Below are 25681 nucleotides of genomic sequence, written 5' to 3' on the forward strand. Positions count from 1 at the left end.
TGGTGGGTAGTGGAGTGGCGGTATGGACCCGGCACGGGTGATGTCGTTCAACGTTCGCTACGACGCCCCCGAGGACGGACTGGACAACTGGTCCCACCGACGCCGACTCGTCACCGGGACGATTCGGTACCACGCGCCAGACGTCGTCGGCGTACAGGAGGCCCAGACCCACCAGATGCTGGAACTGGAGACGCTCCTCCCGGCGTACGACTGGGTCGGCGACCCGCGCGATACGGTCGAGGCTGGCGGCGAACACACGGCCATCGGCTACCGCACCGCGCGGTTCGACTGCGAGGGGACCGACACGTTCTGGCTCTCGGAGACCCCGGAGACCCCGGGCAGCGTCGGGTGGGACGCCCGACACCCTCGGGTGGCGACGTGGGGCCGCTTCCGCGACCGGGAGACGGGCAGCTCGCTGTTGGCGGTGAACACCCACCTCGACCACGTGGGCGAGGAGGCGCGACGTGCGGGCATCGACCTCGTCCTGACGCGCCTGAACGACGTCGTCGCGGACGAGGCGGTCGTCCTGAGCGGCGACTTCAACTGCGTCGTCGGCGACCGCGCGCACCGGCGCGCCGACGGCCACACGCTCCCCGACGGGCGGACGCTCAGGGACACCCGGGAGCTGACGCCCACCCGGCACGGGCCGACGACGACGCGGACGGACTTCCACGACCTCGTCCCCGAGATGGGCATCGACCACGTGTTCGTCAGCGAGGGGATGGCGGTCGATAGCTGGGCGGCCGTCACCGACCGGGACGACGACCACTACGCCTCGGACCACCTCCCCGTGGTCGCCGACTGTCGGTTCTGACTCGTCGCTCCCCGGCCGACCTGTCAGCGACGACGGTCCTCGGGGAGTTTTTGCCGGCAGAGCGCGTAGCTACGGGTATGTTACTCGTTCACGGGACCGCCGGGGGGACCGGACTGACTGGCACGCTGTACGAACCGGGCGAGGACCCGCCCTCCTACCGCGGTGCGCCGGACGACGGGTCGCCGTACGTCTGGGTCTGTGACTCCTTCTACGAGGTCGAGAGCGGCGGGCAGGTCCAGACCGTCGGGGACCGGGAGCTACGGGTCGCCTTCGAGTCGCCGATGCCACGGGGGTTCGAGTCACGGGACGCGGCGCTCGCGGCGGCCGAAGAGCACGTCCGCACGCAGTTCGCCCGCCTCGGCGTCGTCGGGTCGTCCGTCGACGTCACCGTGGCACGGCCGGAGGACGCCTGACTCAGAACGTCTCTTCGACGGCGCCCCAGCGGTGGTCGTCGTACGAGGAGTCCCGGTCGACGTCGAACTCCCGTTCGATGCGGCGAGTGAGTTCCTCGCTGCCCTGTCGGTCGATGCTCGCGAGTTCGTCGGCCTTCGCGATGGCCAGCGGCGGGCCGCGCTCGGCGGCCACGTCGTGGAGTATCTGGCGCGTGAGCCGTTCCCGTCGGTCGGGGTCCTTGGTGAACGCGTAGGGCGCCTCGACGCGGAACACGAGGTCGGTGCGGGGGTCGTAGCAGACGAAGAACGTGACCTCGTACAGTTCGGAACTCAGCGTCCGCTCGATGCCCAATGCGTCGCCGTCGGCGGCCATCGTCCCGTCGGTGCCCGCCCGCGAGCGGAACCAGTTGGTGCAGGTGAGCGCGTCGTCCCGTCGCTCACCGTCGTCGTCCCGGCGTTCCAGCACGTGCCGGAAGAAGGCGGTGTCACTCGTCCACGGCGCGTTGGTCTTCTTGCGGACGGCGCGCGTCAGCGGCTTGCGCGAGGCGTTCTTGACGAACCCGACCAGCGGCACGTCTCGCTCGACGAACCGCTCGACGAGTTCGACGTAGTTGCCGACGACGCTCTTGGGCCGGTCGTCCTCGGCCAGCACCTCCGCCAGTTCCGTGTCGCGGTCGGCCCACCGGAGGAGTCCGGTCGGGTAGATGGGGCCGTCCAGCACGAACAGGTCCTCGACGGCGTCGGCGTTCAACAGCGCGTGTTCGCTCTCGGCGAGGTACAGCGCCAGCGCGTGGACGACGCGCTGTTCGAAGCGGTCGACCTGCGGGGCGTCGAGGACCCGACGACGGGCGTACCCCCGGTCGTCGGCCCGCCAGTCGCCGTCGAACCGGAGCGTCGTGTCGTTCGAGTGGACCGCCATGATGATGGTCCGGCCGCGGTGGAGGTCCACGTCGGAGGGCGTCGCGCTCATCGCCGCCTGCGCGACGTCCAGCACGAGGCCGTTCTTGAACGTCGTCGGGTTGATGGTCCCCGAGTCCAGCCCGTGCTGAGTGGGGAACGGCGGCTCTTCCAGCGCGATGTCCGCGACGGGGACCTTCCGCCGGCGTTGCTCGCCAAGCGGGGTCAGAATCTCGCGGCCGTCGGTGTCGTACAGCGGGTCGAGAAAGTTCGCCCACACCTCCTCGGCGGCGGCCCCCTGGTCACTCGACTCGACGGTCGCACCCACCTGTCCGGCGAGTTTCGCGATGCCGTCGACGTGTACCGGGTCCAGCGTCATGTGCGTGGGTTCGCTGGCGGGAGCATAACTCTGGTGGGCTCTGTCCCGTTCGGGTTCGATGTGTGATTCTCGTACCCTGCGCCGCGAGACGGTGCCGTCGATAGGCACAACGGTTAGGTGTGTGCTGGCGGTAGCCCGTGGCATGTCGCCCGCATCGGCCGAGCGAGTCGCCCCGCGGACACACCCCGTCTGAGATGGTGCTGTTCGACGCGCTGTTTATCGGTGTCGCCGTCGTCGCGCTCTGGTTCGGCGCGGACCAGTTTGTCACCGGTGCCGCCCGTATCGCCCGCCGGCTCGGCGTGCCCGGCCTCGTCGTCGGACTCACCGTCGTCGCCTTCGGCACCTCGGCCCCGGAGTTCGCCGTGACGCTGGACGCCGCACTCGCGGGCCAGACGGACATCTCCGTCGCCAACGTCGTCGGGTCGAACGTCCTCAACCTCGGGTTCGTCCTCGGCGGCGTCGCCCTCGTACAGGCGCTGGCCACCTCCCGGACGCTGGTCCGGCGGGACTCGCTGTTGCTCGTGGCGACGACGGCGCTCCTGCTCGGTCTGGTCGCCGACGGCCGCCTCGGCCGCGTCGAGGGGGCGCTCCTGTTCGCGGGACTGGTCGCGTACCTCCTCTATCTGGCTCGCAAGGGGAGCGAGCGGATGGCACCCGACGGGGACCGACCGTTCCACTGGCCAGACGCGGGGCGACTCGTCGTCGGCCTCGGGTTGGTCGTCGGCGGCGGGCACCTCCTCGTCCTCTCGGCCGTCGACATCGCGCAGACGGTGGGCGTCTCCGAGTGGGTCGTCGGCATCACCGTCGTCGCCGCCGGCACCTCGCTCCCGGAGTTCGCCACTTCGATGGCGGCGGCCAGACAGGGCCGGACCGGCATCTCCGCGGGCAACCTCGTCGGGAGTTGTATCTTCAACGTCCTCGGGGTGCTGGGACTCGCGGCCGTCGTCCAGCCGCTCCCGGTCACGCCGGTGGGCGTCGAGGGGACGGCGTGGCTGCTGGGGACCGTCGTCCTCGTGACCGTACTGTTCTACACCGACGCCGCGCTCTCGCGGCTAGAAGGGGGGTTGTTGGCCGCGCTCAACGCCGCCAACTGGCTGGCCAACTTGCTCTGACTACTCCTTGCCCGACTCCTCGCGGAGGAGTCGCTCGATGGCCTCGGCTATCTCCTCGTAGGAACTCATCGAGAGACCGTCCGTCGTGATGAGCACGCCCTGTCGCTCCGTCGTCGCCCGCAGGAGGTACCCGTTCTCGAAGGCCCGGACGGTGAAGCGGTACTCGCCCAGTTCGGAATCCTGATAGGCGTTCTTCGTCTGCTTGTACCCCTGCCACTCGTGGCCGACGAAGTCGTTGAGGTCCGCGTCCTGTTCGAGGTCCTCTCGTAGGTACAGTTGCTCGAAGTTCGCCCGCGTGAAGTAGGTGACCGACCGCAGCGAGTCGCCGGTGGCCGTCCGCGCCGTCGTGACGATGCTGTCGGCGAGGTCGTCCGAGAGGATGTTCCGTGTCATGCCCGTAGCGTGACGGCCCAGCCTCTTAACCTCGGGGTTCCCGGCACCCCCAGACGGCGGCCCGCTACGGACGGGTCACTCGCCTCGTTCGTCTTCCAACGCTTCGAGCGTCTCGTGGGCCTCGGCGGCGTAGGTCAGCGCCGGGCCGCCGCCCATCACGACGGCGACTCTCAGCGCGTCGACGACTTCCTCGTGGGTCGCGCCCGCTTTCAGGGCCGCGTCGGTGTGCCAGAGGATGCAGTTCTCACAGTGGACGACGACGCTGATAGCCAGCGACATCAGTTCCTTCGTCTCGTGGTCCAGCGCGCCGTCACCTTCTGCGGTTTCGAGGAACCCCGTGAACTGTTCTATCGCCGGTGCGTCGCTCAGCAGGTCGCCGAGCGTCTCGTCGAACGACGCCAGTTCGGCAGTTCGTGTCCTCGGAAAATGGGTTGTTTTCAAAGGGTAAAAGCGCAACCGGCGGTGCAGAAACGGGGCCGACTCCGAGCGACCGAAGGGCTATTACACGGGTCACGCCACCCTTCGGGTATGCAAGTCGGGCTCGTCATCCTCGACGGCTGGGGCCTCAACCCGGACGACGACGTACGGGACGCCGTGGCCGCGGCCGACACGCCGAACTTCGACCGGTACTGGGACGCAGGCGCACACTCGACGCTGGAGACCCACGGCCGCCGGGTCGGTCTCCCGGAGGGCCAGATGGGGAACTCCGAGGTGGGCCACCTCAACATCGGCGCCGGCCGCGTCGTCAAGCAGGACTCCGCTCGCGTCAGCGACAGTATCGCTCGCTCGCGGGGCGAGAGCCCACCGGACGACGCCGCACAGGACCCCGCGTTCTTCGAGAACTCCGAGATTCTGTCGGCGTTCGACTACGCGGCCGACAACGACGGCCGGGTCCACTTCATGGGGCTGGTCTCTGACGGCGGCGTCCACTCCTACCAGGACCACCTGCACGCGCTCATCGAACTCGCCGGCGAGCGCGGCGCCGACGCCGTGACCCACGTCTTCACCGACGGTCGGGACACCTCGCCGACAGGCGGCGAGGACTACCTCACGGAACTGGCGGCCCACGCCGACGAACACGGCACCGGCCACGTCGCCACCGTCTCGGGCCGCTACTACGCGATGGACCGCGACCAGAACTGGGAGCGGACCCGCCGGGCCTACGACGCCATCGTCAACCGCGAGGCCGAGTTCACGGCGGAGACGGCCGTCGACGCCGTCACCGAGTCCTACGAGCGTGGCGAGACCGACGAGTTCGTCGAACCGACGCTCGTCTCCGGTCGGCCGGCCCTGGACGACGGCGACGCGGCCGTCTTCTTCAACTTCCGCTCGGACCGCGCCCGGCAACTCACCCGGATGCTCGCCGACATCCGCCCCGAGGACTGGGGCGCAGACACCGACCCGCCGGCGACGCGGCTGGTGACGATGACCCAGTACGACGCCACCTTCGACGTGCCCGTCGCCTTCCCGCCGAACCAGCCAGAGAACGTGCTCGGCGAGATGCTCGCGGAGGCCGGCGAGACACAACTCCGCCTCGCCGAGTCCGAGAAGTACCCCCACGTCACCTACTTCCTCAACGGCGGCCGCGAGGTGGAGTTCGAGGGCGAGATTCGCCACATCGTCGAGAGCCCCGACGTGCCCACCTACGACCTCCAGCCGGAGATGAGCGCCCCCGAAGTGACCGACACCGCCGTCGACGTCGTCGAGACGGAGGACCCCGGCGCGATGGTGCTCAACTACGCGAACCCGGACATGGTGGGCCACACCGGTGACTTCGACGCCGCCGTCGAGGCCGTCGAAGCCGTCGACGAGCAACTGGGCCGCCTCGCCGAGACGGTCCAGTCGGCCGGCGGCCACCTGTTGGTCTGTGCCGACCACGGGAACGCCGACGACATGGGCACCGAGGACGACCCGCACACCGCCCACACGACCAACCCGGTGCCGTTCGTCTACCTCTCGCCGGACGGCACCGCCGACGGGAAGACGGCCCGTGACGGCGGCACCCTCGCCGACCTCGCGCCGACGATGCTCACGCTGATGGGCATCGACCGACCCGAGGAGATGACCGGCACGCCGCTGGTCGAGTAGCTCAGTTCTCCAGTCTCTCGTTGGCCCGCGAGAGTTCGTACCGAATCACCAGCGGGTCGATGTCCTCGACCAGTTCGTCGCGTTCTACCCGGATAGCGTCGGCGTCGCCCGGCGGGAACGCCGCGGCCAGTTCGACGGCCCGGTCGAAGTCGTCCCGGGCCGCCGACAGCAGTTCGTAGGCGGCCTCGTCGTTGCCGGCCTCCCACTCCCACTCGCCCGCCGCGCGCCGCTCTCGGGCGCACTCGACGCGCGCGGCCACGAGGTCGGCGATGACCGTCTCGGTCTCCGTGCGGGCGGTGTCCGGGTCGCCGTCGAAGGGGCTCCCCTCGGCGGTCACGAGACGCGCGACGACGCGGTAGGCGTCCAGCGCGTCCTCCAGCGCCGCGACGCGGTCGGCGGGGTCGGCCGTCTCGTCCACGGCGTCGGCGGCCTCACGAGCGTCTTCGAGGGGTCGGGCCGCGACGGTCGCTTCGAGGTCGTCGGCCGCCGCGAGGCCGGTCTGGGCGGGTTCGTCGTCGGCGTCGTGAGTCGTCGCCACGTCGGTCGCGTCCTGAAACCGCTCCCGAGCGGTCCCGATGCGGTCGTAACTCGCTTCGAAGTCGCCGTCGTCGAGCAGTCGCTCGGCCTCCGAGAGAAGTTCCTCGCCGCGTCCGACGTGGCGGTCGCGGACGAGTCGGTAGAGGTCGGTCGAGAGCCGTTCGACGCGGTCGACGACGCCATCGACGGGTGCCTCGTCGGCGCCCTCGCGGGCGGTCTGGAGGGCCGACTCCGCGGCGGCGAGACGCTCGTCGAACGCCGCCCAGTTCGCCGCGTCGAGTGCGTCCGCGAGGGCGTCGCAGTGGTCGTCGAGGTCGTCCAGTGCGGTGGTCACCTCGCCCCACCCGTCGCAGGCGTCGGCGAGGAACCCCGCCACCTCGTCGACGTCGGCCTCGCGGGCGGTGAACGACCACGTCGCGCCCATCGTCGTCTCGAACCGGAGACTGGCGGTGAGCGTCTCGGCGGCGGCCGTCGCCTCGGTCACGTCGGCGTACGGGAGCGACGCGACGAAGTCGCCGTCGTGGCCGGCGGGGTCGCCGACGAGGAGGAGGACGCGTCTGTCGGTGAGGCCGGCGACGGCGCCGCAGTCGTCGGCCGGCCGTATCTGCGTCGTCTCCTCGCCGGCCCGTTCGACCCCCACGCGGTGGTTCGTCAGCACGTGGAACAGCGTCTCCTCGCCCCCGAGATAGTCACGGAGCGGCCGCTCACGGAGGTGTCCGTCGGTCCGCCGTGTGTGCCCTGCGTCTCCGGATACCATCGCTCGGTTCGACGTGCTGCCCCCGCCGTCCCCAGTGCCCCGTCTATCGTACCAGACTGAGAATCCCAGCATAAATCTAGTGATTCGCGCGAGGGGACAGGGACGAGCGCCCCTGTTCATTCAGGGAGACGGTCGAGATACCGCGGTGGAATCGCGTCGGCGGTGTAGGTCGCCGCACCCCTGCGAGTCACGTCGCGCCCGTCGGCCTGCATCGCGGCCGCGTCGACGGCGAACACCACGGGGTCGTCGGCGTGGCGGCGGCCCACCTCGCGGGCGTCGGCGACGCTGGCCGAGAGGTGGACCTGCTGGCGGCCCATCGGTCGCAGTCCCTCGCGCTCGATGGCGTCGACGTTCCGCGGTGCGGTGCCGTGGTACAGCGTCTCTGGAACGGGGTCGTCGCCTGCGTCCAGCGACACGTCGACGGAGTGGCCGTAGGCCGCGCGAACCCGGTCCTCGACGTCCCCGTTCCCGGTGCGCTCGAACCGTCCTTTCGGGTCCGTCGCGACCACCGCCGCGAGCGACTCGCGGTCGGCCCAGTCGTACTTCCGCTCGACGGCGGCGACGAGGGCAGAGAACGGCGTCCAGCCCGCCGCGTCGAGTTCGAGGCCGGCGTCCTCGGGGAAGTGTCTGAGCGCCCCCGAGACGAACTTCGAGAGTCGTCGTCGGCGGTCGCCCCGGAGGACGAGGCGGCCGCTGTCGTCACAGTCGGGACAGGTCTCGCCCTCGAAGAAGCCGTGGTCGTCGCAGGTCCGTACGTCCGCTGGCATCACCACAGCGTCGGCCGGTGACGGACAAAAACGTCCCGCTCAGCCGGTCCGGAAGGAGAGGTCCAGCGTCGGCGCGGAGTGGGTCAGCGCCCCCATCGAAATCACGTCGACGCCCGTCGCGGCGTAGTCGGCCACGTCCCCGACGGTGATGCCGCCGCTGGCCTCCGTGAGCGCGTCGCCGTCGGCCGTCGCGACGAGGTCCACCGCTCGCTCCGTCTCGGCGACGCTCATGTTGTCCAGCAGGACGATGTCCGCGCCCGCCTCGGCCGCACGCGGCGCGTCTTCGGGCGTCTCGACTTCCACGTCGAGTTGCGTGGCGAACGATGCTTTCTCGCGGAAGTGCGAGATAGCGCCCTCCAGTCCCATCTCGGCGACGTGGTTGTCCTTGACCATCACCATGTGCGAGAGGTCGAGACGGTGGGTGTCACCCCCACCGGCGGCGACGGCGCGCTTCTCGACGCCGCGCAGGCCGGGCGTGGTCTTGCGAGTCCCCGCGATTCGCACGTCGTCGTCGACGGCGCGTGCCTCGTCCACTGCGGCCCGCGTCTCCGTGGCGACGCCCGAGGCGTGCCCGACGAGGTTGACGGCGACGCGTTCGCCCCGCAACACCTCGCGTGCGGGACCTTCGACGCGAAGTACCACGTCGCCGGTCGCTATCTCCGTCCCGTCGTCGACCTGCTCGGCGGTTCCACCGCCTCGCTTCGAGGTGCTCCGCACCTCGCACCCCAGGTACTCGAACACCGCTCGCGCGGCGTCCAGGCCGGCGACCACGCCGTCTTCCTTCGCGACCAGTCGACCTTCGGTGTCGCCCGGCACGTCGTTCGTGACGTCGTGGTGGCCCACGTCCTCGCGGAGCCATCGTTCGACGTCGGCGTCCGTAATCATCAGTCGGCGGAGGGCTCGGCCGGTTCCTCGCGCACGAGGTTGTGGGTCCCGACGCTCTCCGTGTTCTCGGCGGCGTGGCGCGCGACGAGGAGTGCCGTGACGCTCGCGTGGCGCAGTTCGTACAGCGACCGGGAGGTCCGGGTGCGGACGTAGGCGTCGACCTCGCCCTTCAGACGGCGCAGGACCGCCATCGCGCGGTTCAGTTCCTCGGGGTCGCGTTCGACGCCCAACTGCTCGTCCATCACGCGGCGCAGACGGTGGAACTTGTCGCGGGCGAACTTCGGCGGGAGGTCGGGGTCCCGTTCCAGCAGGTCGGGGGCCTCGATGGGTTCGACCGACTCGCCGGCGGCGTCCTCGCCGGCACGCAGGCCCCACACCAGTCCCTCGAGCAGGGAGGTCGACGCCAGTCGGTTCGCGCCGTGGACGCCGGTGCGGGAGCACTCCCCGACGGCGTACAACCTGTCGAGCGTCGTCCGGCCGAACTCGTCGACGGACACCCCGCCACAGAGGAAGTGTTCGGCCGGCGCGACGGGAATCCCCGTCTCCCAGTCGACGCCGTTGTCGTCGCATCGCTCTGCGAGGCCGGGGAACTCCTCGGCGAAGTCGACGGGTGAGACGTCCAGCGTCACCTCGCCGGTCGCCTCGCGTTCGGTCTCGACGGCGCGAGCGACCACGTCGCGAGGTGCGAGTTCGGCGTCCTCGTGGTAGGCGGGCATGAACCGCTCGCCGTCGCCGTTGCGGAGGAGGCCGCCCTCGCCCCGCACCGCTTCGCTGACGAGGAAGGCGACCTCCTTGTCCACCGTACAGGCCGTCGGGTGGAACTGGACGTACTCCATGTCCTCGACGTCGGCGCCGGCGAGTGCGGCCATCGCGATGCCGTCCCCTGTCGCGTCGTCGGGGTTCGTCGTCCGCGGATACAGTTCGCCGATGCCGCCGGTCGCGAGGACGACGCTGCCCGCGTAGTGGGGGGTCACCTCGTCGTCGGCCTCAAGCATCGCGCCGTGGACGCGGCCCTCGTGGCGAATCAGTTCCAGCGCGGCGGTGTCGTCCAGAATCTCCACGCCGTCGTGGGCGTCCAGATAGTTCAGGAACGGGACGTGGATGTGCTTGCCCGTCGCGGCGTCCACGTGGAGGATGCGGTCCTCGCTGTGGGCGGCCTCGCGGGTGTAGTCTAGGTCCGCGAGATTCGCGGGCGTCGTCGACGCCCGCTCGTCTGTAGCCGTCGAGCGTGGCTCGACGCGGTCGAACTCGACGTCCAGCGTGTCGAACAGCACGTCCTCGACGGCTTCGTTGGCGTTCTCGACCAGTACGTCGACGGCGTCGGGGTCGGCGGTGTCGTCGCTGGCCGCGAGGATGTCCCGTTTGAACTGCTCGGGGTCGTCGCGGGAGACGGCGATGCCGCCCTGTGCCCACCACGAGGAGGCCCCCTCGGGGCGGGTGGCCTTCGTGGCGAGGGTGACGTCGCTGCCCTCGCGGACCGCACCGAGCGCTGCCGCCAGCCCTGCGATGCCGGACCCGACGACGAGGACGTCCGAAGTGTCGTGTGCAGGCATGGCTAAATCTCCAGCATCCGGTCGAGTGCGACCTGCGCCAGTTCCTTCTCCTCGGGCGCGACCTCGATGACGTTGCGCTCGCGGCCCGCGACCAGTTCCTCCAGCACCCACGTCAGGTAGTTCGGGTCTATCTGGCGCATGGCGTTGCAGTCCATGCAGGCGTCGCCACAGAGCGGCACCACGTCCACCTCCGGGTGCCACCGCTGGAGGTGGTTGGTGAGGTGAATCTCCGTGCCGATGGCCCACGTCTCGCCGGGGTCGGCCGCTTCGACAGTCTCGCAGATGGTCGCCGTCGAGCCGACTCTGTCGGCGGCCTCGACGACTTCGCGGCGGCACTCGGGGTGGACGATGACGTTCGCGTCGGGGTCCTCGGCCCGGAGTTGCTCGACGTGGTCCTCGCGGAACCGCTCGTGGACCTGACAGTACCCTTCCCAGAGGATGACGTCGTTCTCGACGGCCTCCTCGGCGTCGGTGCCCTCGGGGTCCCACGGGTCCCACTCGACCGTCTCGTCGGCCATGTCGAGTCGGTAGGCCGTGTTCTCGCCGAGGTGCTTGTCGGGCAGGAACAGTACCTTCTCGCCCTTCTCGAAGGCGTACTCGAAGGCCCTGTGAGCGTTCGAGGACGTACAGACGAGGCCGCCCTGTTCGGCGCAGAAGGCCTTCAGGTCGGCGTAGCTGTTCATGTACGTGATGGGGACGATGTTCTCGTCCGTCGCGGCGGTGAGTTCCGCCCACGCGGCGTCGACCTGCAGGGCCTCGGCCATCCCCGCCATCGGGCAGGACGCCTCCATCGACGGGAGGATGACGCTCTGGTCGTCGTCCGTGATGATGTCGGCAGACTCGGCCATGAACGTCACGCCGCCGAATATCACGTAGTCGGCGTCGCTCTCGGCCGCTTCGACGGAGAGTTGGTAGGAGTCGCCGACGAAGTCGGCGTGGTCGACGATCTCGCGTCGCTGGTAGTTGTGGCCGAGGATGACCACGTCGTCGCCGAGTTCTTCGAGCGCGGCTTCGATGCGCTCGGTCCGTTCGTCCTCCTCGAGGTCCCGGTACGCCGGGGGCAACTGCTCGAGGTTGTCGTACTTGAAGAGACTGAGGTCGGTTTCGAACTCAGCCGTTTCCATTTCGGGCACGATTGACCCTCCTATGAGTACCGAATCGTTCGGACTGCGGTATTGAAAAGATTTTGCCTTCAATACTCGGCTGTGGTAAGAATCGAACCCCGATACCGTCGATTGTCGAATTTTGGCGTGTGTTACCGTCACCCACTCGAGTGTGGGCGAGCGGTGCGTCGATAAGGGAGCCCTATCGCGGTCGGTACCGCGCTAACCCTCCGATTACTTAGTACGACTCGCGCGTTCGGCGGGCTATGTCACAGACAGACGGCGTCGACTACGGTCGTCGGACCGTCCTCGCGGCGGCGCTGGCGGCGGCACTCCCGGGCACTGCGGTCGCCCGCACACACGACGTCTCGTCGCTCCCGGCGGCGACGCCGGCCGCGGCCGGGTCCCCGTCGTCGACGGTGTTCCCACAGGGCGTCGCCAGCGGCGACCCGGCCCCGACGGGGGCCGTCCTCTGGACGCGCGTCTCGCCCGACGCCTACCGCGAGGGGGTGCCGCTCCGACTGACCGTCGCTCGCGACGCAGACCTCTCGAACGTCGTGGGTTCGTGGCGAATCCCGGCGGACCGCGTCGCAGACCACGACTACACCGTCAAGGCCGCCCTCGACGGGGAACTGGAACCCGACCGGCGCTACCACTACCAGTTCGCGTACGACGGCGCGACGAGTCCGGTCGGGCGCAGTCAGACCCTCCCCGCGCCCGACGCCAGCCCCGACCGGATCGCGTTCGCGCTCGCCACGTGTCAGGACTACCGCAACGGCTACTACGGGGCGTATCACCACGTCGCCGACGCGGACGTGGACTTTATCGTCCACCTCGGGGACTTCATCTACGAACACGGCGGCGGCGGGCAGTTCGACGGTCGGTCGCTCTCGCTGCCCAGCGGCGAGAATGTCGTGATGGGCCTCGACGACTTCCGCTACCTCCACCGGACCTACCGCACGGACCGGTTCCTGCGGGCGGCCCTCGCCGCTCACCCCATAATCCAGACGTGGGACGACCACGAGATAGTGAACAACCGCTACTGGGACTACGAGGAGGGGCGGCCCTACGCCGGGCGCGGCGACCACCCGCGCAACGACGACCCCGAGTTCATGACCGGACTGTTCGCCGACGGTATCCGGGCGTGGTGGGAGTACACCCCTACGCGAGTGCCCTACGACCCCGACGCCGACTCGCTGTTGGACCAGATAGCCCTCTGGCGACGCTACCGCTTCGGTGACCTCGTGGACCTGTTCGTCACCGACGAGCGACTGTACCGGACCGCGCCCGCCGACGGCGCACAGTTCGGCGCTCGCATCGGCGAGAGCGACGGCGAGATAACCGAGACGATGCTGGGCGAGCGCCAACGCCAGTGGTTCACCGACCGACTGGCCGGCAGCGACGCGACGTGGTCGGCGTGGGCCAACGAGGTGCTGGCGATGGAGTTCGACCTCGAACTGGGCGGCGTCGAACTGCTCAACGCCGACGCGTGGGATGCCTTCGCCGCCGAACGCGACCGGATTCTCCGGGCCGCCGACGAGAGCGACAGTTCGCTCGTGGCGCTCACCGGCGACATGCACACCGCGCTGGCGGGCTACATCGAGGGGCAGGACCGCCGCTACGGCGTCGAGTTCATGACGCCCGCGATTACGAGCCAGAACCTCCGCGAGTTGCTCGGCCTGCCGAACGACCCCGAGATTCGGAGTCTCGTTGAGGCGTACGTCCAGCAGTACAACCCCCACGTCCAGTTCTTCGACAGCCACGACTGGGGGTACGCCACCGTCGAGTTCACACCGGCGGCCTGCACGTACAGCGCCTACGGCGTGGACAAACGGACCGACTCGGCGAACGCGAACCGACGGTTGCTGGCCCGGTATCGCTGTCCGGCGGGCGAGTACTCGTTGCAGCGGCGCGGATGACGGTCCTCTGTCGGGCGAACCCGTACAGCCAGAGAGTCCCGGTCTGCCACGCGTAGTCCGGTTGGCTCCGCCGAGACGGTGGACAAGAGCAACTGTTAGGACCCTCCCCACCCACGCGCCTGTATGACCGACACCGACGCCGAGACCCTCGCCGAGCGAGTCCGCGAGGGCGAGTTGCGCCTCTACGAACTCGAAGAGCACGCCGACGCCGAGACGGCCGCCGCCGCCCGCCGGCACCTGCTGGCAGAGGAGACCGGCGTGGACCTCGACGTTATCGGCGAGTACGCCTTCGACGCCGCCGACGCCGAACCCAACATCGAGAACATGATAGGTGCGGCCCAGATTCCGATGGGCGTCGTCGGCCCCCTGCCCATCGACGGCGGCGCGGCCGCGGGCGAGCACTACCTCCCGCTGGCGACGACGGAGGGTGCCCTGCTGGCCTCCGTGAACCGGGGCGTCTCGACAATTCGGAACGCCGGCGGTGCCACCGCGCGCGTCCTCAAGTCCGGGATGACCCGCGCGCCCGTGTTCCGGGTCGAAGACGTCGCCGAGGCCGGCGAGGTGTCCGCGTGGGTCCGCGAGAACGTCGACCGACTCGCCGACGCGGCCGAGTCGACGACCAGCCACGGCGAACTGCAGGACGTGACCCCCTACGTCGTCGGCGACAGCGTCTTCCTGCGTTTCTCCTACGACACGAAGGACGCGATGGGGATGAACATGGCCACCATCGCCACCGAGGCGGCCTGCGAGGTGGTCGAGAGCGAGACGCCCGCCGACCTCGTTGCGCTCTCGGGGAACCTCTGTTCGGACAAGAAACCCGCCGCCATCAACGCCATCGAGGGCCGCGGGCGCACCGTCTCGGCGGACGTCCTGATTCCGCACGAACAGGTCGAGGAGCGACTGGACACGACGACGGCGGCCATCGCGGAGGCCAACACCCGGAAGAACCTCGTCGGGTCGGCGAAGGCCGGCGCACTGGGATTCAACGCCCACGCCGCCAACGTCGTCGCCGCCGCGTTCCTCGCGATGGGACAGGACGCCGCACAGGTCGTCGAGGGGAGCAACGCCATCACGACCGTCGACGCCCGCGAGGACGGCCTTTACGCCTCCGTCACCATCGCCTCGCTGGAGGTCGGCACCGTCGGCGGCGGGACGGGCCTGCCGACCCAGTCGGAAGCACTCGACGTACTGGGGTACGGTGGCGGCGGCGACCCCGCCGGGAGCAACGCCGACGCGCTGGCGGAAGTAATCGCCACGGGCGCGCTGGCGGGCGAACTCTCGCTGTTGGCGGCGCTGTCGTCGCGACACCTCTCCTCGGCCCACGCCGAACTCGGGCGGTAACCGGACGCCGGGCCGACGACCACTTTCACTTCCGCTCCGGAGGTGTGGCTCCCGTTTATCGCCCGGCACTCACAACGTCCGAAAGCGTCCGCCGGGCAGCACCCGCGGGCGCGTCACCACTATGTCCCCACCACCGACCGACGCCGAGTCGACGGTATCGCTCGCGCATCGGCTCCTCCACCTGCTGAAGGTGCTCGCGACGACGCTCGCGGCGCTGGCGGGGGTTGCGAAGACGCTCGGGTGGGTCTGACGGTACACCCACCGTCTTCAGCGTCCCTGCGTGACCAGGAAGCCGATGCCGGCGACCAGTACGACGACGCCGGCGACCAACACGGGTCCGCTCCCGAGGAACGGGCCGAGCGCCAGCAGTCCCCACGCGACGGCGAACACGCCGTGTGCGGCGGCGAACAGGCGGTGGCCGCGTCGGGCGAAGACGACGAACCCGAGCGAGAAGCCCAGCGTCAGGACGACGGCCGACAGCGCCACGACGCTCACCGAGAGGCCGCCCAGCGACACCGGGTCGACGACGGGAGCGAGGAGGTACAACAGCCCGGAGAGGCCGACGAGCGACCCGACGGCGACGGGGCCGGGTTCGAGGTCCAGCGCCGCCGTCATAGCAACCGATAGGTCCCCCGCGACTCGGAGGCCTGCCCCGACCGGACGAGTTTTCGCAGCGTCTTCTCGGTGTAGTCGGCGGGCACGCCCCGCTCCGCGGCGTAGGCCACCACGTCGTCCTCGGTGGGACTGTCCAGTTCGCGGAGCGCCGACAACACCGTCTCCTTCCGACTCGACCCGCTGGTAGCCCCCTGCTCGGCACGCTCGCCCGCCGCCGCCACCTCGTCGCTGTCGAGGCCCGACGCCTCGAGATACGTCTCGTCGTCGATGCCCGACGCCTCGACCTGTCGGTCCATCTCGGCGTAGGAGTCCAGTTCGGCGAAGGCGTCGCCCTCGCCCTGTCGGTTCGCGAGCATCGAGGCCCGCACCTCGCGAGCGTGGGCCTCGTCGTCCGTCTCGACGAACTTCCGCCGCTTCGCGTGCTTGCGGCGCTTCCCACAGCGGGGACACTGCGTGGTCTCCGGTCGCCCCGACACGACCCAGAGGGCGCTACACTCGCTACACCCGACCACCGCGTACATACAGTCGTGTTGGGTCGGTTCGGGGTTGAACGTTCGGATTGGGGCCACCCGTGGATTTACGCCGTCGTCCCCCGATACCTCGCCTATGCAGGAAGTTCCACAGGCCGCGAGCGAGACGGTCGAAGTCGTCGACGGCGTCCACCTCACGCAGCTGGCCGCCGGCGAGGCGATGAGCGTCCAGCACTTCCACATCGAACCCGGCGCGGCGGTGCCCGAACACAGCCACCACCACGAACAGGTGGGGTACGTCGTCACCGGGACGCTCACGTTCGAGGTGGACGGCGAGGAGTTCGTCGTCGGCCCGGGCGACTCCTACGTCGTTCCCGGCGACGAGCCACACGGCGCCGAGAACCGACGGGACGACCCGGTCAGCGGTATCGACGTGTTCAGCCCGCCCCGGACCGACCCCGACTGGCAGGACTGACGCAAGACACTTCTCCGCACGCTGACAACGTCGGCGTGTGTCCGGGTCACGCGCGCTCGCCGTCGCCGTCGCGTTCCTGTTCGTGACTGCGGGGTGTCAGACCCTCGGGACGGAGCGTGCGGACGGCCCCGAGACGGTGACGCCGGCGCCCGTGCCGACGACCTCCGACACGCCGGTCGGCGGCGAGTCGGTCGTCGACACGGGATACATCGCCGACCGCCACAAGAACGCCCTCGACGGCCAGTCGTACACCATCACGGTGGCGTTCACGGTCCAGTACGACAACGGTTCGACCGGCCGACTGCGCGACCGGTTCGTCGTCGGTCCCACGGAACGGTACCGCTGGAACCGCCGGGTCGCCGGCCCCTACCCGGAGAATGTCCGGGACCACGTCGCGTGGCAGAGCGAGTCGGGGTCGGCCATCCGCCGGACGCTCGACAACGGCACCACGAGCGTCGGCCGCGGCGACGTGGTCGGTCCGAGCGACCCGTCCCTGTCGTTCTTCGTCGCCCGACTGATACGGGGGTTCGACGTCTCCGTCGAGGGGACGTCGGAGGGGCGCCGACTCTACGGCACCAGCGAGGAGGCCCGGTCGGTCCCGCTCCCGACCGGCCTGACCGACGGGCACGACAGCGCGCTGAACGTCCGCGTCCGCGACGGCGTCGTCACCTCCCTCGCCATCGGCTGTCGGGCCAGACTACGGGAGACGGGGCAACCGGTGTGGTTCCGCTTCGACTTCTTCGTCAGCGACGTCGGCGGCACGCCACCCACGGAACCGTCGTGGGCGACGACGGCGACGGCCACACCGAGCCCGGAGCGGACCGAGCGCCCGCCCACTCCGTGAGTCACTGAGCGGGGCGTTCAGTCCGGTTTCGCGACAGACGTTTGTGTCTCGGGCACCTGTTTCGACCGATGCGGCTCCGCGTGCTCGTGCTGGCCTGTGCGCTCGTACTGGCCGGATGTAGTGGCTTTACTACCTCCGGGAGTACCGAGACGGTGACGCCGGCGCCGGTGCCGACCGACGGGCTTCGGTATCCCCCCGGTGTGACCGACGACGGCGTGGTGCCGTCCGCACTGGCCAGCGCACACGCGGGGGCTCTCTCGACCGACAGTTACACGCTGACGAGCGAACAGCGGGCCTACGACGAGGACGGCGACCTCGAACGCCGGACCGACCACGTCCGCTGGGTCGGCGCCAACGCCTCGACCTACCGCGGCCACTTCCAGCAGAACGCCACCGAGTACCGCGCCGGGTGGAGCACGACGCGGGTGGACTACTGGGCCAACCGCTCTATCGTCGCGACCCGCTACGAGAACCAGCGCGGCGAGGTGACGCTCCTCCGCTGGCCGGCCGAGAACAGCGACCTGCTCACCGACCTCACCGACCAACAGCGACTGGAGGGGGAACTCGCGGCCGTCGAGATGCGCGTCGCCCGCCGCGAGGCCGACGGCGACGTCGTCCTCGTCGGCTCCAGCCCGCGGGACTCCGAGCAACTGGTGACGCCGCTGTTCGCTCGCGAGGTGGAGAACGTCTCCGTCCGGATGCGGGTCCGCTACGACGGCACCGTCGTCGCCCGCCGACTCAGCTACGACGCCGTCCTCAGCAGCGACCGGGTCCACATCGTCCGGGAGGTCCGAATCACCGACGTCGGCGAGACGACCGTCGAGCGCCCGGACTGGGTCCAGAACACGACCGTCTCACAGCGCCGATAGCGGGCGCTCGCCGGCGAGCGCGAAAGAATGTGGGTGTCCGTGGGTCGGGGGGTTTACGCCAGCTTCTCGATGTCTTCGCGGCGACGCCGCGAAGGTCAGAGAAACTGGTCTCAGGCCAGTTTCTCTATATTCTCGACGACCTTGTCGGCGAACTCGCTCGTGGCGAGTTTGTTGCCGCCTTCGATCTGCCGTTCGAGGTCGTAGGTCACGTCGCCGCTGGAGATGGTTTCCTCGACGGCGTCGCGGACGAGTTTGCCGGCGTCCTTCCAGCCCATGTACTCGAGCATGAGTCGGCCGGAGAGAATCATCGCGGTCGGGTTGACCTTGTCCTCGCCGGCGTACTTCGGCGCGGAGCCGTGGACCGGTTCCGCGAGACAGCGGGCCTCACCGAAGTTCGCGCCGGGTGCGATGCCGAGGCCGCCGATCTGTGCGCCGGCGGCGTCGGACATGTAGTCCCCGTTGAGGTTCATCGTCGCGATGACGTCGTACTCGTCCGTGCGAGTGAGGAGCTGCTGGAGCATGTTGTCGGCGATGCGGTCGTTGACCACGAGGGTCCCCTCGGGCTGTTCGCCGTCGTACTCCTCCCACAGTTCGTCCTCGGTGATGACGTCCTCGCCGTACTCCTCCTCGGCGACCTCGTAGCCCCAGTCGCGGAAGGCGCCCTCGGTGAACTTCATGATGTTGCCCTTGTGGACGAGGGTGACCGAGTCGCGTTCCTCTTCGAGGGCGTAGTCGATGGCCTCGCGGACGAGGCGCTTGGTGCCGTACTCCGTAATCGGCTTGACACCGATACCGACGGGGCCGTCGTGGATGGTCGCGTCGAAGCCCATCTCCTCCTCGACGAACTCCTTGACCTCCTCGACGTCGTCGGTGCCGGCCTCCCACTCGATGCCGGCGTAGACGTCTTCGGTGTTCTCTCGGAAGGTGACCATGTCCATCTTCTCGGGTTCCTTCACGGGCGACGGGACGCCGTCGATGTGGTACGTCGGGCGGACGTTCGCGTACAGGTCCAGCGTCTTCCGGAGCGCGACGTTCAGCGAGCGGAACCCGGCGCCGACGGGCGTCGTCAGCGGGCCCTTGATGGCGACGTTGAACTCTTTGATGGCCTCGACGGTGTCGTCGGGCAGGTTCTCGTCGTACTTGTCACGGGCCGACTGGCCGGCGTAGACGCGCATCCACGAGATGTCGCGGCCGGTCGCGTTCGCGGCGGCCTCCAGCACCTTCTGGGCGGCCGGGCCGACGTCCTGACCGATACCGTCCCCGTGGATGATGGGGATGATGGGGTTCTCGGGGACGTCGAGTTCGTTGTCGTCTGTGACCTCAATCTGCTGGCCCTCAGCGGGCACCTCCACTTTCTCGTAGTCGTAGCCCATACCTCGCGCATCGATAGTCGCGCCTAAAGGACTGCCGTTTTCCCGTAGACGTGGTAACGAACGACATTAGCAAACCAGCCGACACGACCACGGTGCGTCGCCGCTCCTTCGCGGTCTCCGAGGCCGTTCGTGCGGAGCGGTCCGGGAAGCCGACGACCGACCCCGCCGGCGGGGTCGTGGCCCTTGTGGGCCGGCCACATATTTTCCGTCTGGCGCCCGAGCAGTGTCGTATGCACGTCGTCGTCCACGGCGGGGCGGGCGGCCCACCCGACGAGCCGGCGGACCGCCAATCGACCCTCGCCGACGCCGCCGACAGCGCTACGACCGCCGAGACACCCCTCGACGCGGTCCTCACCGCGCTCCGGCCGCTAGAACGCGACCCGCGGTTCAACGCGGGCGTCGGCGGGGCCGTCCAGAGCGACGGCGTCGTCCGAACCGACGCGGGGCTGATGACCGACGACGGGACGGCCGGGGCCGCCTGCTCGATGGCCGGCGTCGCCCACGCCGCCGACGTGGCCCGCGTCGTCGCGACGGAGACGCCCCACGTCTGTCTCGCCGGCGACCCGGCGGTCGAACTGGCCGCGGCGAGCGGTATCGACACCGACGAGGACCTGTTGACCGACCGGACCCGTGGCCGCTACGAGGACGCCGACCCGCCCGGGGCCGACATCGCAGACCTCCTCGCGTGGGTACGCGCCCACTTCTCGGGGACGGACACCGTCGGCGCCGTCGCGACGGACGGCGACCGACTCGCGGCGGCCACGTCGACGGCCGGCCGGTGGTTCGCGCTCGCCGGGCGCGTGGGCGACGTGCCACAGATAGGCGCGGGGTTCTACGCCGACGAACGCGGTGGTGCGAGCGCCACGGGCGAGGGCGAGGCCATCGCCCGCTTCGGCCTCGCGCGGCGCGCGGTCGACTCGCTGGAGACGTACGGCCCGCGACAGGCCGCCGAGACGGCCATCGCCGAGTTCGACGCCGCGACAGGCGGGCGAGCGGGCGTCGTCGTTCTCGACCACGCCGGGCACGTCGGCAGCGAGTACAACACGGCCGCGATGCAGACGTCGCGGGCCGGGCCGGAGTGACGACCGGCCCGCAGGCCGACTGCTTGCCGGCCAACGACAAACGCTTTCACCCACAGCGCCCAACGCCGGGGCATGAGCGACGTGGACTTCGAGTCCGAGCAGTACGAGAAGTGTCGCGAGGCCGGCGAAATCCTCGCGCAGGTACGCGACGAGGCCGCAGAACGCGTCGAGGTCGGTGTCTCCCACCTCGAAGTCGCCGAGTGGGCCGAGGCGAAGATTCGGGAACTCGGCGGCGAACCCGCCTTCCCGGTCAACATCTCCATCGACGAGGAGGCCGCCCACGCGACGCCAGAGCGCGACGACGACAGCACGTTCGGCGAGGAGATGGTCAACCTCGACATCGGCGTCCACGTCGACGGGTGGCTCGCCGACACGGCCGTCACCGTCGACCTGTCGGGCCACGACGAACTGGCGGCGGCCTCCGAGGAGGCGCTGGACGCCGCGCTGGACGTGGCCGGACCCGGCGTCGACGTCGGCCAGATAGGCGCGGCCGTCGAAGAGGTCATCGAAGGGTACGGGTTCAACCCCGTCGTCAACCTCACGGGCCACGGCCTCGGCCACTGGGAACAGCACACCGCGCCGAACATCCCGAACCGCGAAGTCTCGCAGGGCGCGACGCTGGAACCCGGCGACGTGGTCGCTATCGAACCGTTCGCCACCGACGGCCGCGGGAAGGTACAGGAGGGGTCCGACGAGGAAATCTTCGCGCTCGAACGCGAGGCCACCGTCCGCGACCGGACCGCGCGACAGGTCTTAGAACAGATTACGGAGGAGTTCAAGACGCTCCCGTTCGCCGCCCGGTGGCTGGACTCCCCGCGGGCGACCATGGCGCTCCGACGCCTGAAACAGCAGGACGTCGTCCACGGCTACCCCGTCCTCAAGGAACAGGACGGGAAGTTCGTCAGCCAGAAAGAACACACTGTCATCGTCACCGAGGACGGCGTCGAAGTGACCACGCGGTCGCGGTAAGCGCCTCCTTCTCGGCCGGGTTCGGAACGAGGCATGGCGCGGCCGCTATCGAACCGACCGGCGAGGAGAAGTACTGGCCACACGACCGGGGGCCGTGCGGCAGGGGAACCGTGTGACGGATGCGGATGGAACTCGCTCGGGATGGCCTACGCGTTGTTCATGCGGGTGTTGGTCGTCTCGCCACAGACCAGACACTCGCTGACCCGATACGGTTCACGCGAGAACTCCGCGTTCTCGCGTTTGGTGCTCTCGGTCTGAATCTGGAGCGTGACCTCGTGGGGAGTCTCTCGTCCGCAGTTCGAACACGCCTCTGACATATCGACGTCGTCGTTTGTAGTCGCCATCCCACCTCTGTCTTCCGACGACGACTGCATAAAAACCCCCTTCTGTTGGACTCCGTTCACACCGTTTATCGCAGGACGTGGATGGGTTGTCGGATTCAGTACCTCAGATAGCTCCAAACGATTCAAAGAAGTCTCTGTGTCTCTGAACGGGGTGTTTACTCCGTGAACGGCCGAAGGGTTTAAGTACTGTATTCGGCCCCCGTTCGAAGTCGTTTAGGCCGGGGGGCCGAACGGTGGCTGTATGGACTCTGTGTTCGCGCCGTGGCGCATCGACTGGGTCGAACGCGACGGGCAGAACCCCGACGTCGACTGCGTGTTCTGTGCGTTCCGGGACGACTCGGCCGACCGCGAGAACAACGTCGTCGCGCGGAGCGACCACGCCTTCGTCCTCCTGAACAACTACCCGTACAACCCCGGTCACGTCATGGTCATCCCCGACGCCCACACCGGCGAGTACGGTGACCTCGACGACGAGACGCTGTTGGACCACGCCCACCTGAAACAGCGCTGTTTCGACGCGCTGGACGACGGGTTAGGCCCCGACGCCTACAACGCGGGCCTGAACCTCGGCGGGTCCGCGGCGGGCGGGTCCATCGACGACCACCTCCACACCCACGTCGTCCCGCGCTGGGAGGGCGACACGAACTTCATGCCCGTCGTCAGCGACACGAAGGTCATCGTGGAGGCCGTCGAGGACACGTACGACCGCCTCCACGAGGCCTTCGCCGCCCAAGACGGCACCACCGTCACAGACCCCGACGCGGCCGTGCGTATCGACGCGCCTCCAAAGCGGCTTTAGCCTCCCCCCGTTAGTTCCGAGTAGATGTCGCGCCGCGCTACGCTCCGGCGGGTCGGCCTCCTCGTCCTCGGCGTGAACCTCACGCTCGCGCTCCTGAAGGGCGGCGTCTGGCTCACGACGGGTAGCCTCGCGGTCCAGTCGGAGGCGGTCAACAGCGCCGCCGACACGGCCTACTCGCTGGTGGTCGTGGCCGGCCTCTACCTCACGACTCGGCCGCCGGACTTCGAGCACCCGCACGGCCACGAGCGCATCGAACCGTTCGTCTCCCTGTTCGTCGCCGCCGGCATCTTCGCGGCCGGCGGCGTCGTCCTCTGGCAGGCCGGGCGGGCACTCCTGACCGGTAACATCGCGGTGACGCAGGGACCTATCGCCGTCGGCGTCCTCGCGTTCTCGGGGGCCGCGAAGTACGGGCTCTACCGCTACTGTCTGGCCGCGGGCCGCGACCGGAACTCCCCGGCCCTCGTCGCGACGGCGAAGGACAACCGCAACGACATCCTCACCGCGGGCGCGGCGCTGGTCGGCGTCGCCGGTGCCACTGCCGGCTACCCGATTGCGGACCCGCTCGCGGCTATCGTCGTCGCCGTGGGTATCCTCTACACTGGCGTCGAAGTCGTCCGGGACAACGTCGCCTATCTGGTCGGGGCCGCACCGCCCGAGGACCTGCGCCGCGAGATTCTCCAGCGGGCGCTCGACCACCCGCAGGTGCAGGGCGCCCACGACGTCATCGCCCACTACGTCGGCCCGGAGATAGACGTCAGCCTCCACATCGAGGTGGAGGGCGATTTGACGCTCCGGGAGGCCCACGACATCGAGACGGCGGTCATCCAGTCCGTGCAGGAACTGCCCGAAGTGGACGACGTGTTCGTCCACGTCGACCCGAAGGAACTCGGTGAGTGGAAGGACGACGACGAAGTCGAGCGACTGGCGGACTTAGAGTGAGTCGTCGCTACTCGGTGTCCGCCGGGCGCTCGTAGCTGAGAACGAACCGCCGACTGGCGAGCGTCGCCGCGCTGATGGCGTCCATCGCGTCGTCGTGTTTCGTCCCGCCCGGCACGGAGAGCGGTGCGTCGAGACCGTACACCTGCACGCGATACTCCTTCGTCTGGCCGGGCGACGGACACGGTGCGACGTAGCCCGGTGACCCGCCTTCTGGCTGTCCCTGCCGGGCGCCGCCGAGCGAGTCGACTGTCGCCGTCTGCGGGAGGCCGGCCGGAATCTCGCGCCGGTCGGCGGGGACGTTCCAGAGCGTCCAGAGGACGGGTTCGATGATGGCGGTGCGGTCGGACTCGACGGTGACGGCGACGGATTCGACCGGTTCCGGCACCGACTCGACGGTGACGGGCGGCGACTCGCCCGCGCCGTCACAGGTGTAGCGGGCGGGGAGGCGGTCGTCCTCGCCGGGGACGGTCACGCGGAAGGGGGTCCCCTCCGGTTCCGCACCGGCACACCCGGCCGTCGCTCCCAGCGCGGTCCCGACAGCAGCCAGCAGGCGGCGGCGTCGCATACCCCTACTGACGGCGGTTCGCACTTCCCGCCTTCGGTGTCACGCCGTCCTCAGTCCGCCAGCGCCGCCCGCTCGACCGGTTCGCCGAAAGCGTAGACGGTGTTGTGGCTCGTAATCTCCACGTCGACGAACTCGCCTATCTCCAGCCCCCGGTCCTCGGCGTCGGCGATTACGACCTGCCGGTAGGCCTCGTCGTAGCCGACCAGCGACTCGTCGGTGCCGTCCTCGACCAGCAACACTTCGGAGGTGCGACCGACCATGTCCTCGTAGGCCGCGCCGGTGACGTCCATCTTCAGTTCGGTCATGGCCTTCGAGCGGTCCTTCTTCGTCTGGCCGCCCAGCCCCTTCATGTCGGCGGCGTCGGTGCCGGGTCGCTTCGAGAAGCGGGTGACGTTGATTTTCTCGGGCCGGGTCTCCCGGAGGAGGGCCATCGACTGCTCGTGGTCTGCCGGGTCTTCGGTGGGGAAACCGACGATGAAGTCCGTCGACAGCGTCCAGTACTCCAGGGCGTCGTCGAACGCCTCGACGACTTCGAGGTACTCGTCGACTGCGTGTTGCCGGCGCATATCGGCCAGTACGTCGTCGGACCCGGACTGGACCGGCGCGTGGATGAAGTTGTACAGTTGGTCGTGCTCGGCGAACACCGCGGCCAGTTCCTCGCGCACGCCGTGGAGGCCCTTCGGGTTCGCCATGCCGACCCGGACCCGGAACTCCCCGTCTATCTCGGTACAGATGCGGTCTAACAGTTCGGGCAGGAGACTCGTCCCCCGGTTCCGGTCCCAGCCGTAGACGCCGGTGTCCTGTCCCGTGATGCGAATCTCCTTCGCGCCGGCGTGGACGAGCGCCCGGGCCTTCTCGACGTTCTCGGAGACGGGGGGCGAGTCGATGCGGCCGGTGGCCTGCTTCGTGATGCAGTACGAGCAGTCGCTCATACAGCCGCGGGCGATGGGGAGGATGCCGACGACGCCGTTCAGCACCGTCTCGGTGTCCGGCGTGACCGTCGGGCACTCCCCGTTGAGGACGTGTTGGGGCACGTCGTCCCAGTGGAGCACCTCGGCGTCGACGTCGGCGTCGCGGAACTCGTCGCCCTGTGCGAGGGCCATACACCCCGTGACGACGAGGTCTGCGGGGGTCTCCTCGTCCAGCTCTTTGGCCCGCTGGAGCATGTTGCGCTCGGTCTTCTCCAGCACCGTGCAGGTGTTGAGGATGGCCACGTCCGCCGACTCGGGGCCGTCGGCGGGGTGGTGGCCGCCCTCTCGGAGCGCCTGCTCTATCTGCTGGGTCTCACCCCGGTTGGAGGTGCACCCGTACGTCTCGATGTGGTAGCGGGCCATTCGTCCTAGCGATACGGCTTGCCGGGCAAAAGCGCGACGGATTCCCTCGGCCGGTGTGGTGGGCGA

General features: G+C 69.2%; 28 protein-coding genes. 14 read left to right on the forward strand and 14 right to left on the reverse strand.

Translation table 11 applies throughout. The features are described 5' to 3' along the window. The first annotated feature begins 22 nt into the window (after nt 1–22). Nucleotides 23–814 carry an endonuclease/exonuclease/phosphatase family protein gene (locus EGH21_RS11995; protein ID WP_220618717.1) on the forward strand — a complete coding sequence of 264 codons (792 nt, stop codon included), beginning with the start codon at nt 23–25 and terminating at the stop codon, nt 812–814. A 77-nt stretch (nt 815–891) separates the two neighbouring features. After that, nucleotides 892–1227, forward strand: a complete 336-nt coding sequence (locus EGH21_RS12000) for a DUF7113 family protein (RefSeq protein WP_220618718.1) — start codon at nt 892–894, stop codon at nt 1225–1227. Nucleotide 1228: 1 nt separating this feature from the next. On the opposite strand, the gene EGH21_RS12005 is transcribed toward EGH21_RS12000, so the two are convergent. After that, entirely contained in the window at nt 1229–2482 is a 1254-nt protein-coding gene (locus EGH21_RS12005) for a DNA double-strand break repair nuclease NurA (RefSeq protein ID WP_220618719.1), read from the reverse strand. Nucleotides 2483–2676: 194 nt separating this feature from the next. Between EGH21_RS12005 and EGH21_RS12010 the strand changes: the two genes are divergently transcribed. Next, nucleotides 2677–3594 (forward strand): sodium:calcium antiporter, encoded by a 918-nt coding sequence (locus EGH21_RS12010; protein ID WP_220618720.1) that lies wholly within the window; start codon nt 2677–2679, stop codon nt 3592–3594. Here the strand turns inward: EGH21_RS12010 and EGH21_RS12015 are convergent, their stop codons facing one another. Further along, nucleotides 3595–3987 carry a DUF7522 family protein gene (locus EGH21_RS12015; protein ID WP_220618721.1) on the reverse strand — a complete coding sequence of 131 codons (393 nt, stop codon included), beginning with the start codon at nt 3985–3987 and terminating at the stop codon, nt 3595–3597. It abuts the gene before it with no gap. Nucleotides 3988–4062: 75 nt separating this feature from the next. Continuing rightward, a complete protein-coding gene (locus tag EGH21_RS12020) occupies nt 4063–4428 on the reverse strand; it encodes a carboxymuconolactone decarboxylase family protein (RefSeq protein WP_220618722.1) in 366 nt (121 codons plus the stop codon). A gap of 87 nt (nt 4429–4515) precedes the next feature. Between EGH21_RS12020 and gpmI the strand changes: the two genes are divergently transcribed. Then, entirely contained in the window at nt 4516–6075 is a 1560-nt protein-coding gene (gpmI, locus tag EGH21_RS12025) for a 2,3-bisphosphoglycerate-independent phosphoglycerate mutase (protein ID WP_220618723.1), read from the forward strand. A 1-nt stretch (nt 6076) separates the two neighbouring features. Here gpmI and EGH21_RS12030 read toward each other — a convergent pair whose 3' ends face one another. The 5 genes from EGH21_RS12030 to nadA form a co-directional block, all read right to left on the reverse strand. Next, nucleotides 6077–7369 carry a hypothetical protein gene (locus EGH21_RS12030; RefSeq protein ID WP_220618724.1) on the reverse strand — a complete coding sequence of 431 codons (1293 nt, stop codon included), beginning with the start codon at nt 7367–7369 and terminating at the stop codon, nt 6077–6079. 116 nt (nt 7370–7485) lie between these two features. Continuing rightward, entirely contained in the window at nt 7486–8136 is a 651-nt protein-coding gene (locus EGH21_RS12035; protein WP_220618725.1) for an RNA 2'-phosphotransferase, read from the reverse strand. A gap of 39 nt (nt 8137–8175) precedes the next feature. Then, nucleotides 8176–9021 carry a carboxylating nicotinate-nucleotide diphosphorylase gene (gene nadC, locus EGH21_RS12040; protein WP_220618726.1) on the reverse strand — a complete coding sequence of 282 codons (846 nt, stop codon included), beginning with the start codon at nt 9019–9021 and terminating at the stop codon, nt 8176–8178. Beyond that, nucleotides 9021–10574 (reverse strand): L-aspartate oxidase, encoded by a 1554-nt coding sequence (locus EGH21_RS12045; protein WP_220618727.1) that lies wholly within the window; start codon nt 10572–10574, stop codon nt 9021–9023. The genes nadC and EGH21_RS12045 overlap by 1 nt, the downstream gene beginning before the upstream one ends. A gap of 2 nt (nt 10575–10576) precedes the next feature. Then, nucleotides 10577–11698, reverse strand: coding sequence for a quinolinate synthase NadA (gene nadA / locus EGH21_RS12050; protein WP_220618986.1), 1122 nt, complete (start codon nt 11696–11698; stop codon nt 10577–10579). Nucleotides 11699–11943: 245 nt separating this feature from the next. Between nadA and EGH21_RS12055 the strand changes: the two genes are divergently transcribed. The 3 genes from EGH21_RS12055 to EGH21_RS24405 all read left to right on the forward strand — a co-directional run bounded on the left by EGH21_RS12055 (nt 11944) and on the right by EGH21_RS24405 (nt 15187). Next, nucleotides 11944–13596 carry an alkaline phosphatase D family protein gene (locus tag EGH21_RS12055; RefSeq protein ID WP_220618728.1) on the forward strand — a complete coding sequence of 551 codons (1653 nt, stop codon included), beginning with the start codon at nt 11944–11946 and terminating at the stop codon, nt 13594–13596. 123 nt (nt 13597–13719) lie between these two features. Further along, entirely contained in the window at nt 13720–14937 is a 1218-nt protein-coding gene (hmgA, locus tag EGH21_RS12060) for a hydroxymethylglutaryl-CoA reductase (NADPH) (protein WP_220618729.1), read from the forward strand. 121 nt (nt 14938–15058) lie between these two features. After that, nucleotides 15059–15187, forward strand: coding sequence for a hypothetical protein (locus tag EGH21_RS24405; RefSeq protein WP_268899059.1), 129 nt, complete (start codon nt 15059–15061; stop codon nt 15185–15187). A 17-nt stretch (nt 15188–15204) separates the two neighbouring features. On the opposite strand, the gene EGH21_RS12065 is transcribed toward EGH21_RS24405, so the two are convergent. Both EGH21_RS12065 and EGH21_RS12070 read right to left on the reverse strand, forming a co-directional pair. Further along, complete coding sequence (locus tag EGH21_RS12065; protein WP_220618730.1) at nt 15205–15552, reverse strand: hypothetical protein; 348 nt, start codon at nt 15550–15552, stop codon at nt 15205–15207. Then, complete coding sequence (locus tag EGH21_RS12070; protein WP_220618731.1) at nt 15549–16073, reverse strand: DUF5817 domain-containing protein; 525 nt, start codon at nt 16071–16073, stop codon at nt 15549–15551. The genes EGH21_RS12065 and EGH21_RS12070 overlap by 4 nt, the downstream gene beginning before the upstream one ends. Before the next feature lie 85 nt (nt 16074–16158). On the opposite strand from EGH21_RS12070, the gene EGH21_RS12075 reads away from it, so the two are divergent. The 3 genes from EGH21_RS12075 (at nt 16159) to EGH21_RS12085 (ending at nt 18210) form a co-directional block, all read left to right on the forward strand. After that, nucleotides 16159–16497, forward strand: a complete 339-nt coding sequence (locus tag EGH21_RS12075) for a cupin domain-containing protein (RefSeq protein ID WP_220618732.1) — start codon at nt 16159–16161, stop codon at nt 16495–16497. A gap of 37 nt (nt 16498–16534) precedes the next feature. Continuing rightward, nucleotides 16535–17341 carry a hypothetical protein gene (locus tag EGH21_RS12080; RefSeq protein WP_220618733.1) on the forward strand — a complete coding sequence of 269 codons (807 nt, stop codon included), beginning with the start codon at nt 16535–16537 and terminating at the stop codon, nt 17339–17341. A gap of 68 nt (nt 17342–17409) precedes the next feature. Next, nucleotides 17410–18210, forward strand: a complete 801-nt coding sequence (locus EGH21_RS12085) for a DUF7537 family lipoprotein (protein ID WP_220618734.1) — start codon at nt 17410–17412, stop codon at nt 18208–18210. Between the two features lie 110 nt (nt 18211–18320). On the opposite strand, the gene icd is transcribed toward EGH21_RS12085, so the two are convergent. Further along, complete coding sequence (icd, locus tag EGH21_RS12090) at nt 18321–19583, reverse strand: isocitrate dehydrogenase (NADP(+)) (RefSeq protein WP_220618735.1); 1263 nt, start codon at nt 19581–19583, stop codon at nt 18321–18323. A 230-nt stretch (nt 19584–19813) separates the two neighbouring features. On the opposite strand from icd, the gene EGH21_RS12095 reads away from it, so the two are divergent. Together EGH21_RS12095 and map are read left to right on the forward strand one after the other, a co-directional pair. Next, nucleotides 19814–20665 (forward strand): isoaspartyl peptidase/L-asparaginase, encoded by an 852-nt coding sequence (locus EGH21_RS12095; RefSeq protein WP_220618736.1) that lies wholly within the window; start codon nt 19814–19816, stop codon nt 20663–20665. A 72-nt stretch (nt 20666–20737) separates the two neighbouring features. Continuing rightward, the gene (map, locus tag EGH21_RS12100) at nt 20738–21634 is read left to right on the forward strand and encodes a type II methionyl aminopeptidase (protein WP_220618737.1); all 897 of its coding nucleotides are present in this window, start codon (nt 20738–20740) and stop codon (nt 21632–21634) included. A 146-nt stretch (nt 21635–21780) separates the two neighbouring features. Here map and EGH21_RS12105 read toward each other — a convergent pair whose 3' ends face one another. Beyond that, nucleotides 21781–21978, reverse strand: coding sequence for a DUF7835 family putative zinc beta-ribbon protein (locus tag EGH21_RS12105; RefSeq protein WP_220618738.1), 198 nt, complete (start codon nt 21976–21978; stop codon nt 21781–21783). Nucleotides 21979–22219: 241 nt separating this feature from the next. Here EGH21_RS12105 and EGH21_RS12110 point away from each other — a divergent pair, with 241 nt between their 5' ends. Together EGH21_RS12110 and EGH21_RS12115 are read left to right on the forward strand one after the other, a co-directional pair. Continuing rightward, nucleotides 22220–22777, forward strand: a complete 558-nt coding sequence (locus EGH21_RS12110; protein WP_220618739.1) for an HIT family protein — start codon at nt 22220–22222, stop codon at nt 22775–22777. Nucleotides 22778–22801: 24 nt separating this feature from the next. Beyond that, a complete protein-coding gene (locus tag EGH21_RS12115; protein WP_220618740.1) occupies nt 22802–23716 on the forward strand; it encodes a cation diffusion facilitator family transporter in 915 nt (304 codons plus the stop codon). 7 nt (nt 23717–23723) lie between these two features. Here the strand turns inward: EGH21_RS12115 and EGH21_RS12120 are convergent, their stop codons facing one another. Then, nucleotides 23724–24281 (reverse strand): YbhB/YbcL family Raf kinase inhibitor-like protein, encoded by a 558-nt coding sequence (locus EGH21_RS12120; RefSeq protein ID WP_220618741.1) that lies wholly within the window; start codon nt 24279–24281, stop codon nt 23724–23726. A gap of 50 nt (nt 24282–24331) precedes the next feature. Next, on the reverse strand, nt 24332–25615 hold the full coding sequence (locus EGH21_RS12125) for a tRNA (N(6)-L-threonylcarbamoyladenosine(37)-C(2))-methylthiotransferase (protein ID WP_220618742.1): 1284 nt from the start codon (nt 25613–25615) through the stop codon (nt 24332–24334). Between the last annotated feature and the right edge of the window lie 66 nt (nt 25616–25681).

Origin of the sequence: Haloarcula rubra (assembly GCF_019599465.1) — an archaeon.
In the GTDB taxonomy this organism is placed as follows: domain Archaea; phylum Halobacteriota; class Halobacteria; order Halobacteriales; family Haloarculaceae; genus Haloarcula; species Haloarcula rubra.

Coding starts and splice junctions, on each gene's coding strand:
- nadC (WP_220618726.1), bottom strand. CDS start 9,021: ATGATTACGGACGCCGACGTCGAACGATGGCTCCGCGAGGACGTGGGC.
- EGH21_RS12070 (WP_220618731.1), bottom strand. CDS start 16,073: ATGTACGCGGTGGTCGGGTGTAGCGAGTGTAGCGCCCTCTGGGTCGTG.
- EGH21_RS24405 (WP_268899059.1), top strand. CDS start 15,059: ATGTCCCCACCACCGACCGACGCCGAGTCGACGGTATCGCTCGCGCAT.
- EGH21_RS12030 (WP_220618724.1), bottom strand. CDS start 7,369: ATGGTATCCGGAGACGCAGGGCACACACGGCGGACCGACGGACACCTC.
- EGH21_RS12010 (WP_220618720.1), top strand. CDS start 2,677: ATGGTGCTGTTCGACGCGCTGTTTATCGGTGTCGCCGTCGTCGCGCTC.
- EGH21_RS12110 (WP_220618739.1), top strand. CDS start 22,220: ATGGACTCTGTGTTCGCGCCGTGGCGCATCGACTGGGTCGAACGCGAC.
- EGH21_RS12125 (WP_220618742.1), bottom strand. CDS start 25,615: ATGGCCCGCTACCACATCGAGACGTACGGGTGCACCTCCAACCGGGGT.
- EGH21_RS11995 (WP_220618717.1), top strand. CDS start 23: ATGGACCCGGCACGGGTGATGTCGTTCAACGTTCGCTACGACGCCCCC.
- EGH21_RS12015 (WP_220618721.1), bottom strand. CDS start 3,987: ATGACACGGAACATCCTCTCGGACGACCTCGCCGACAGCATCGTCACG.
- icd (WP_220618735.1), bottom strand. CDS start 19,583: ATGGGCTACGACTACGAGAAAGTGGAGGTGCCCGCTGAGGGCCAGCAG.
- EGH21_RS12085 (WP_220618734.1), top strand. CDS start 17,410: ATGCGGCTCCGCGTGCTCGTGCTGGCCTGTGCGCTCGTACTGGCCGGA.
- EGH21_RS12000 (WP_220618718.1), top strand. CDS start 892: ATGTTACTCGTTCACGGGACCGCCGGGGGGACCGGACTGACTGGCACG.
- EGH21_RS12065 (WP_220618730.1), bottom strand. CDS start 15,552: ATGACGGCGGCGCTGGACCTCGAACCCGGCCCCGTCGCCGTCGGGTCG.
- map (WP_220618737.1), top strand. CDS start 20,738: ATGAGCGACGTGGACTTCGAGTCCGAGCAGTACGAGAAGTGTCGCGAG.
- EGH21_RS12045 (WP_220618727.1), bottom strand. CDS start 10,574: ATGCCTGCACACGACACTTCGGACGTCCTCGTCGTCGGGTCCGGCATC.
- EGH21_RS12075 (WP_220618732.1), top strand. CDS start 16,159: ATGCAGGAAGTTCCACAGGCCGCGAGCGAGACGGTCGAAGTCGTCGAC.
- EGH21_RS12120 (WP_220618741.1), bottom strand. CDS start 24,281: ATGCGACGCCGCCGCCTGCTGGCTGCTGTCGGGACCGCGCTGGGAGCG.
- EGH21_RS12115 (WP_220618740.1), top strand. CDS start 22,802: ATGTCGCGCCGCGCTACGCTCCGGCGGGTCGGCCTCCTCGTCCTCGGC.
- hmgA (WP_220618729.1), top strand. CDS start 13,720: ATGACCGACACCGACGCCGAGACCCTCGCCGAGCGAGTCCGCGAGGGC.
- EGH21_RS12095 (WP_220618736.1), top strand. CDS start 19,814: ATGCACGTCGTCGTCCACGGCGGGGCGGGCGGCCCACCCGACGAGCCG.
- EGH21_RS12035 (WP_220618725.1), bottom strand. CDS start 8,136: ATGCCAGCGGACGTACGGACCTGCGACGACCACGGCTTCTTCGAGGGC.
- EGH21_RS12055 (WP_220618728.1), top strand. CDS start 11,944: ATGTCACAGACAGACGGCGTCGACTACGGTCGTCGGACCGTCCTCGCG.
- EGH21_RS12105 (WP_220618738.1), bottom strand. CDS start 21,978: ATGGCGACTACAAACGACGACGTCGATATGTCAGAGGCGTGTTCGAAC.
- gpmI (WP_220618723.1), top strand. CDS start 4,516: ATGCAAGTCGGGCTCGTCATCCTCGACGGCTGGGGCCTCAACCCGGAC.
- EGH21_RS12005 (WP_220618719.1), bottom strand. CDS start 2,482: ATGACGCTGGACCCGGTACACGTCGACGGCATCGCGAAACTCGCCGGA.
- nadA (WP_220618986.1), bottom strand. CDS start 11,698: ATGGAAACGGCTGAGTTCGAAACCGACCTCAGTCTCTTCAAGTACGAC.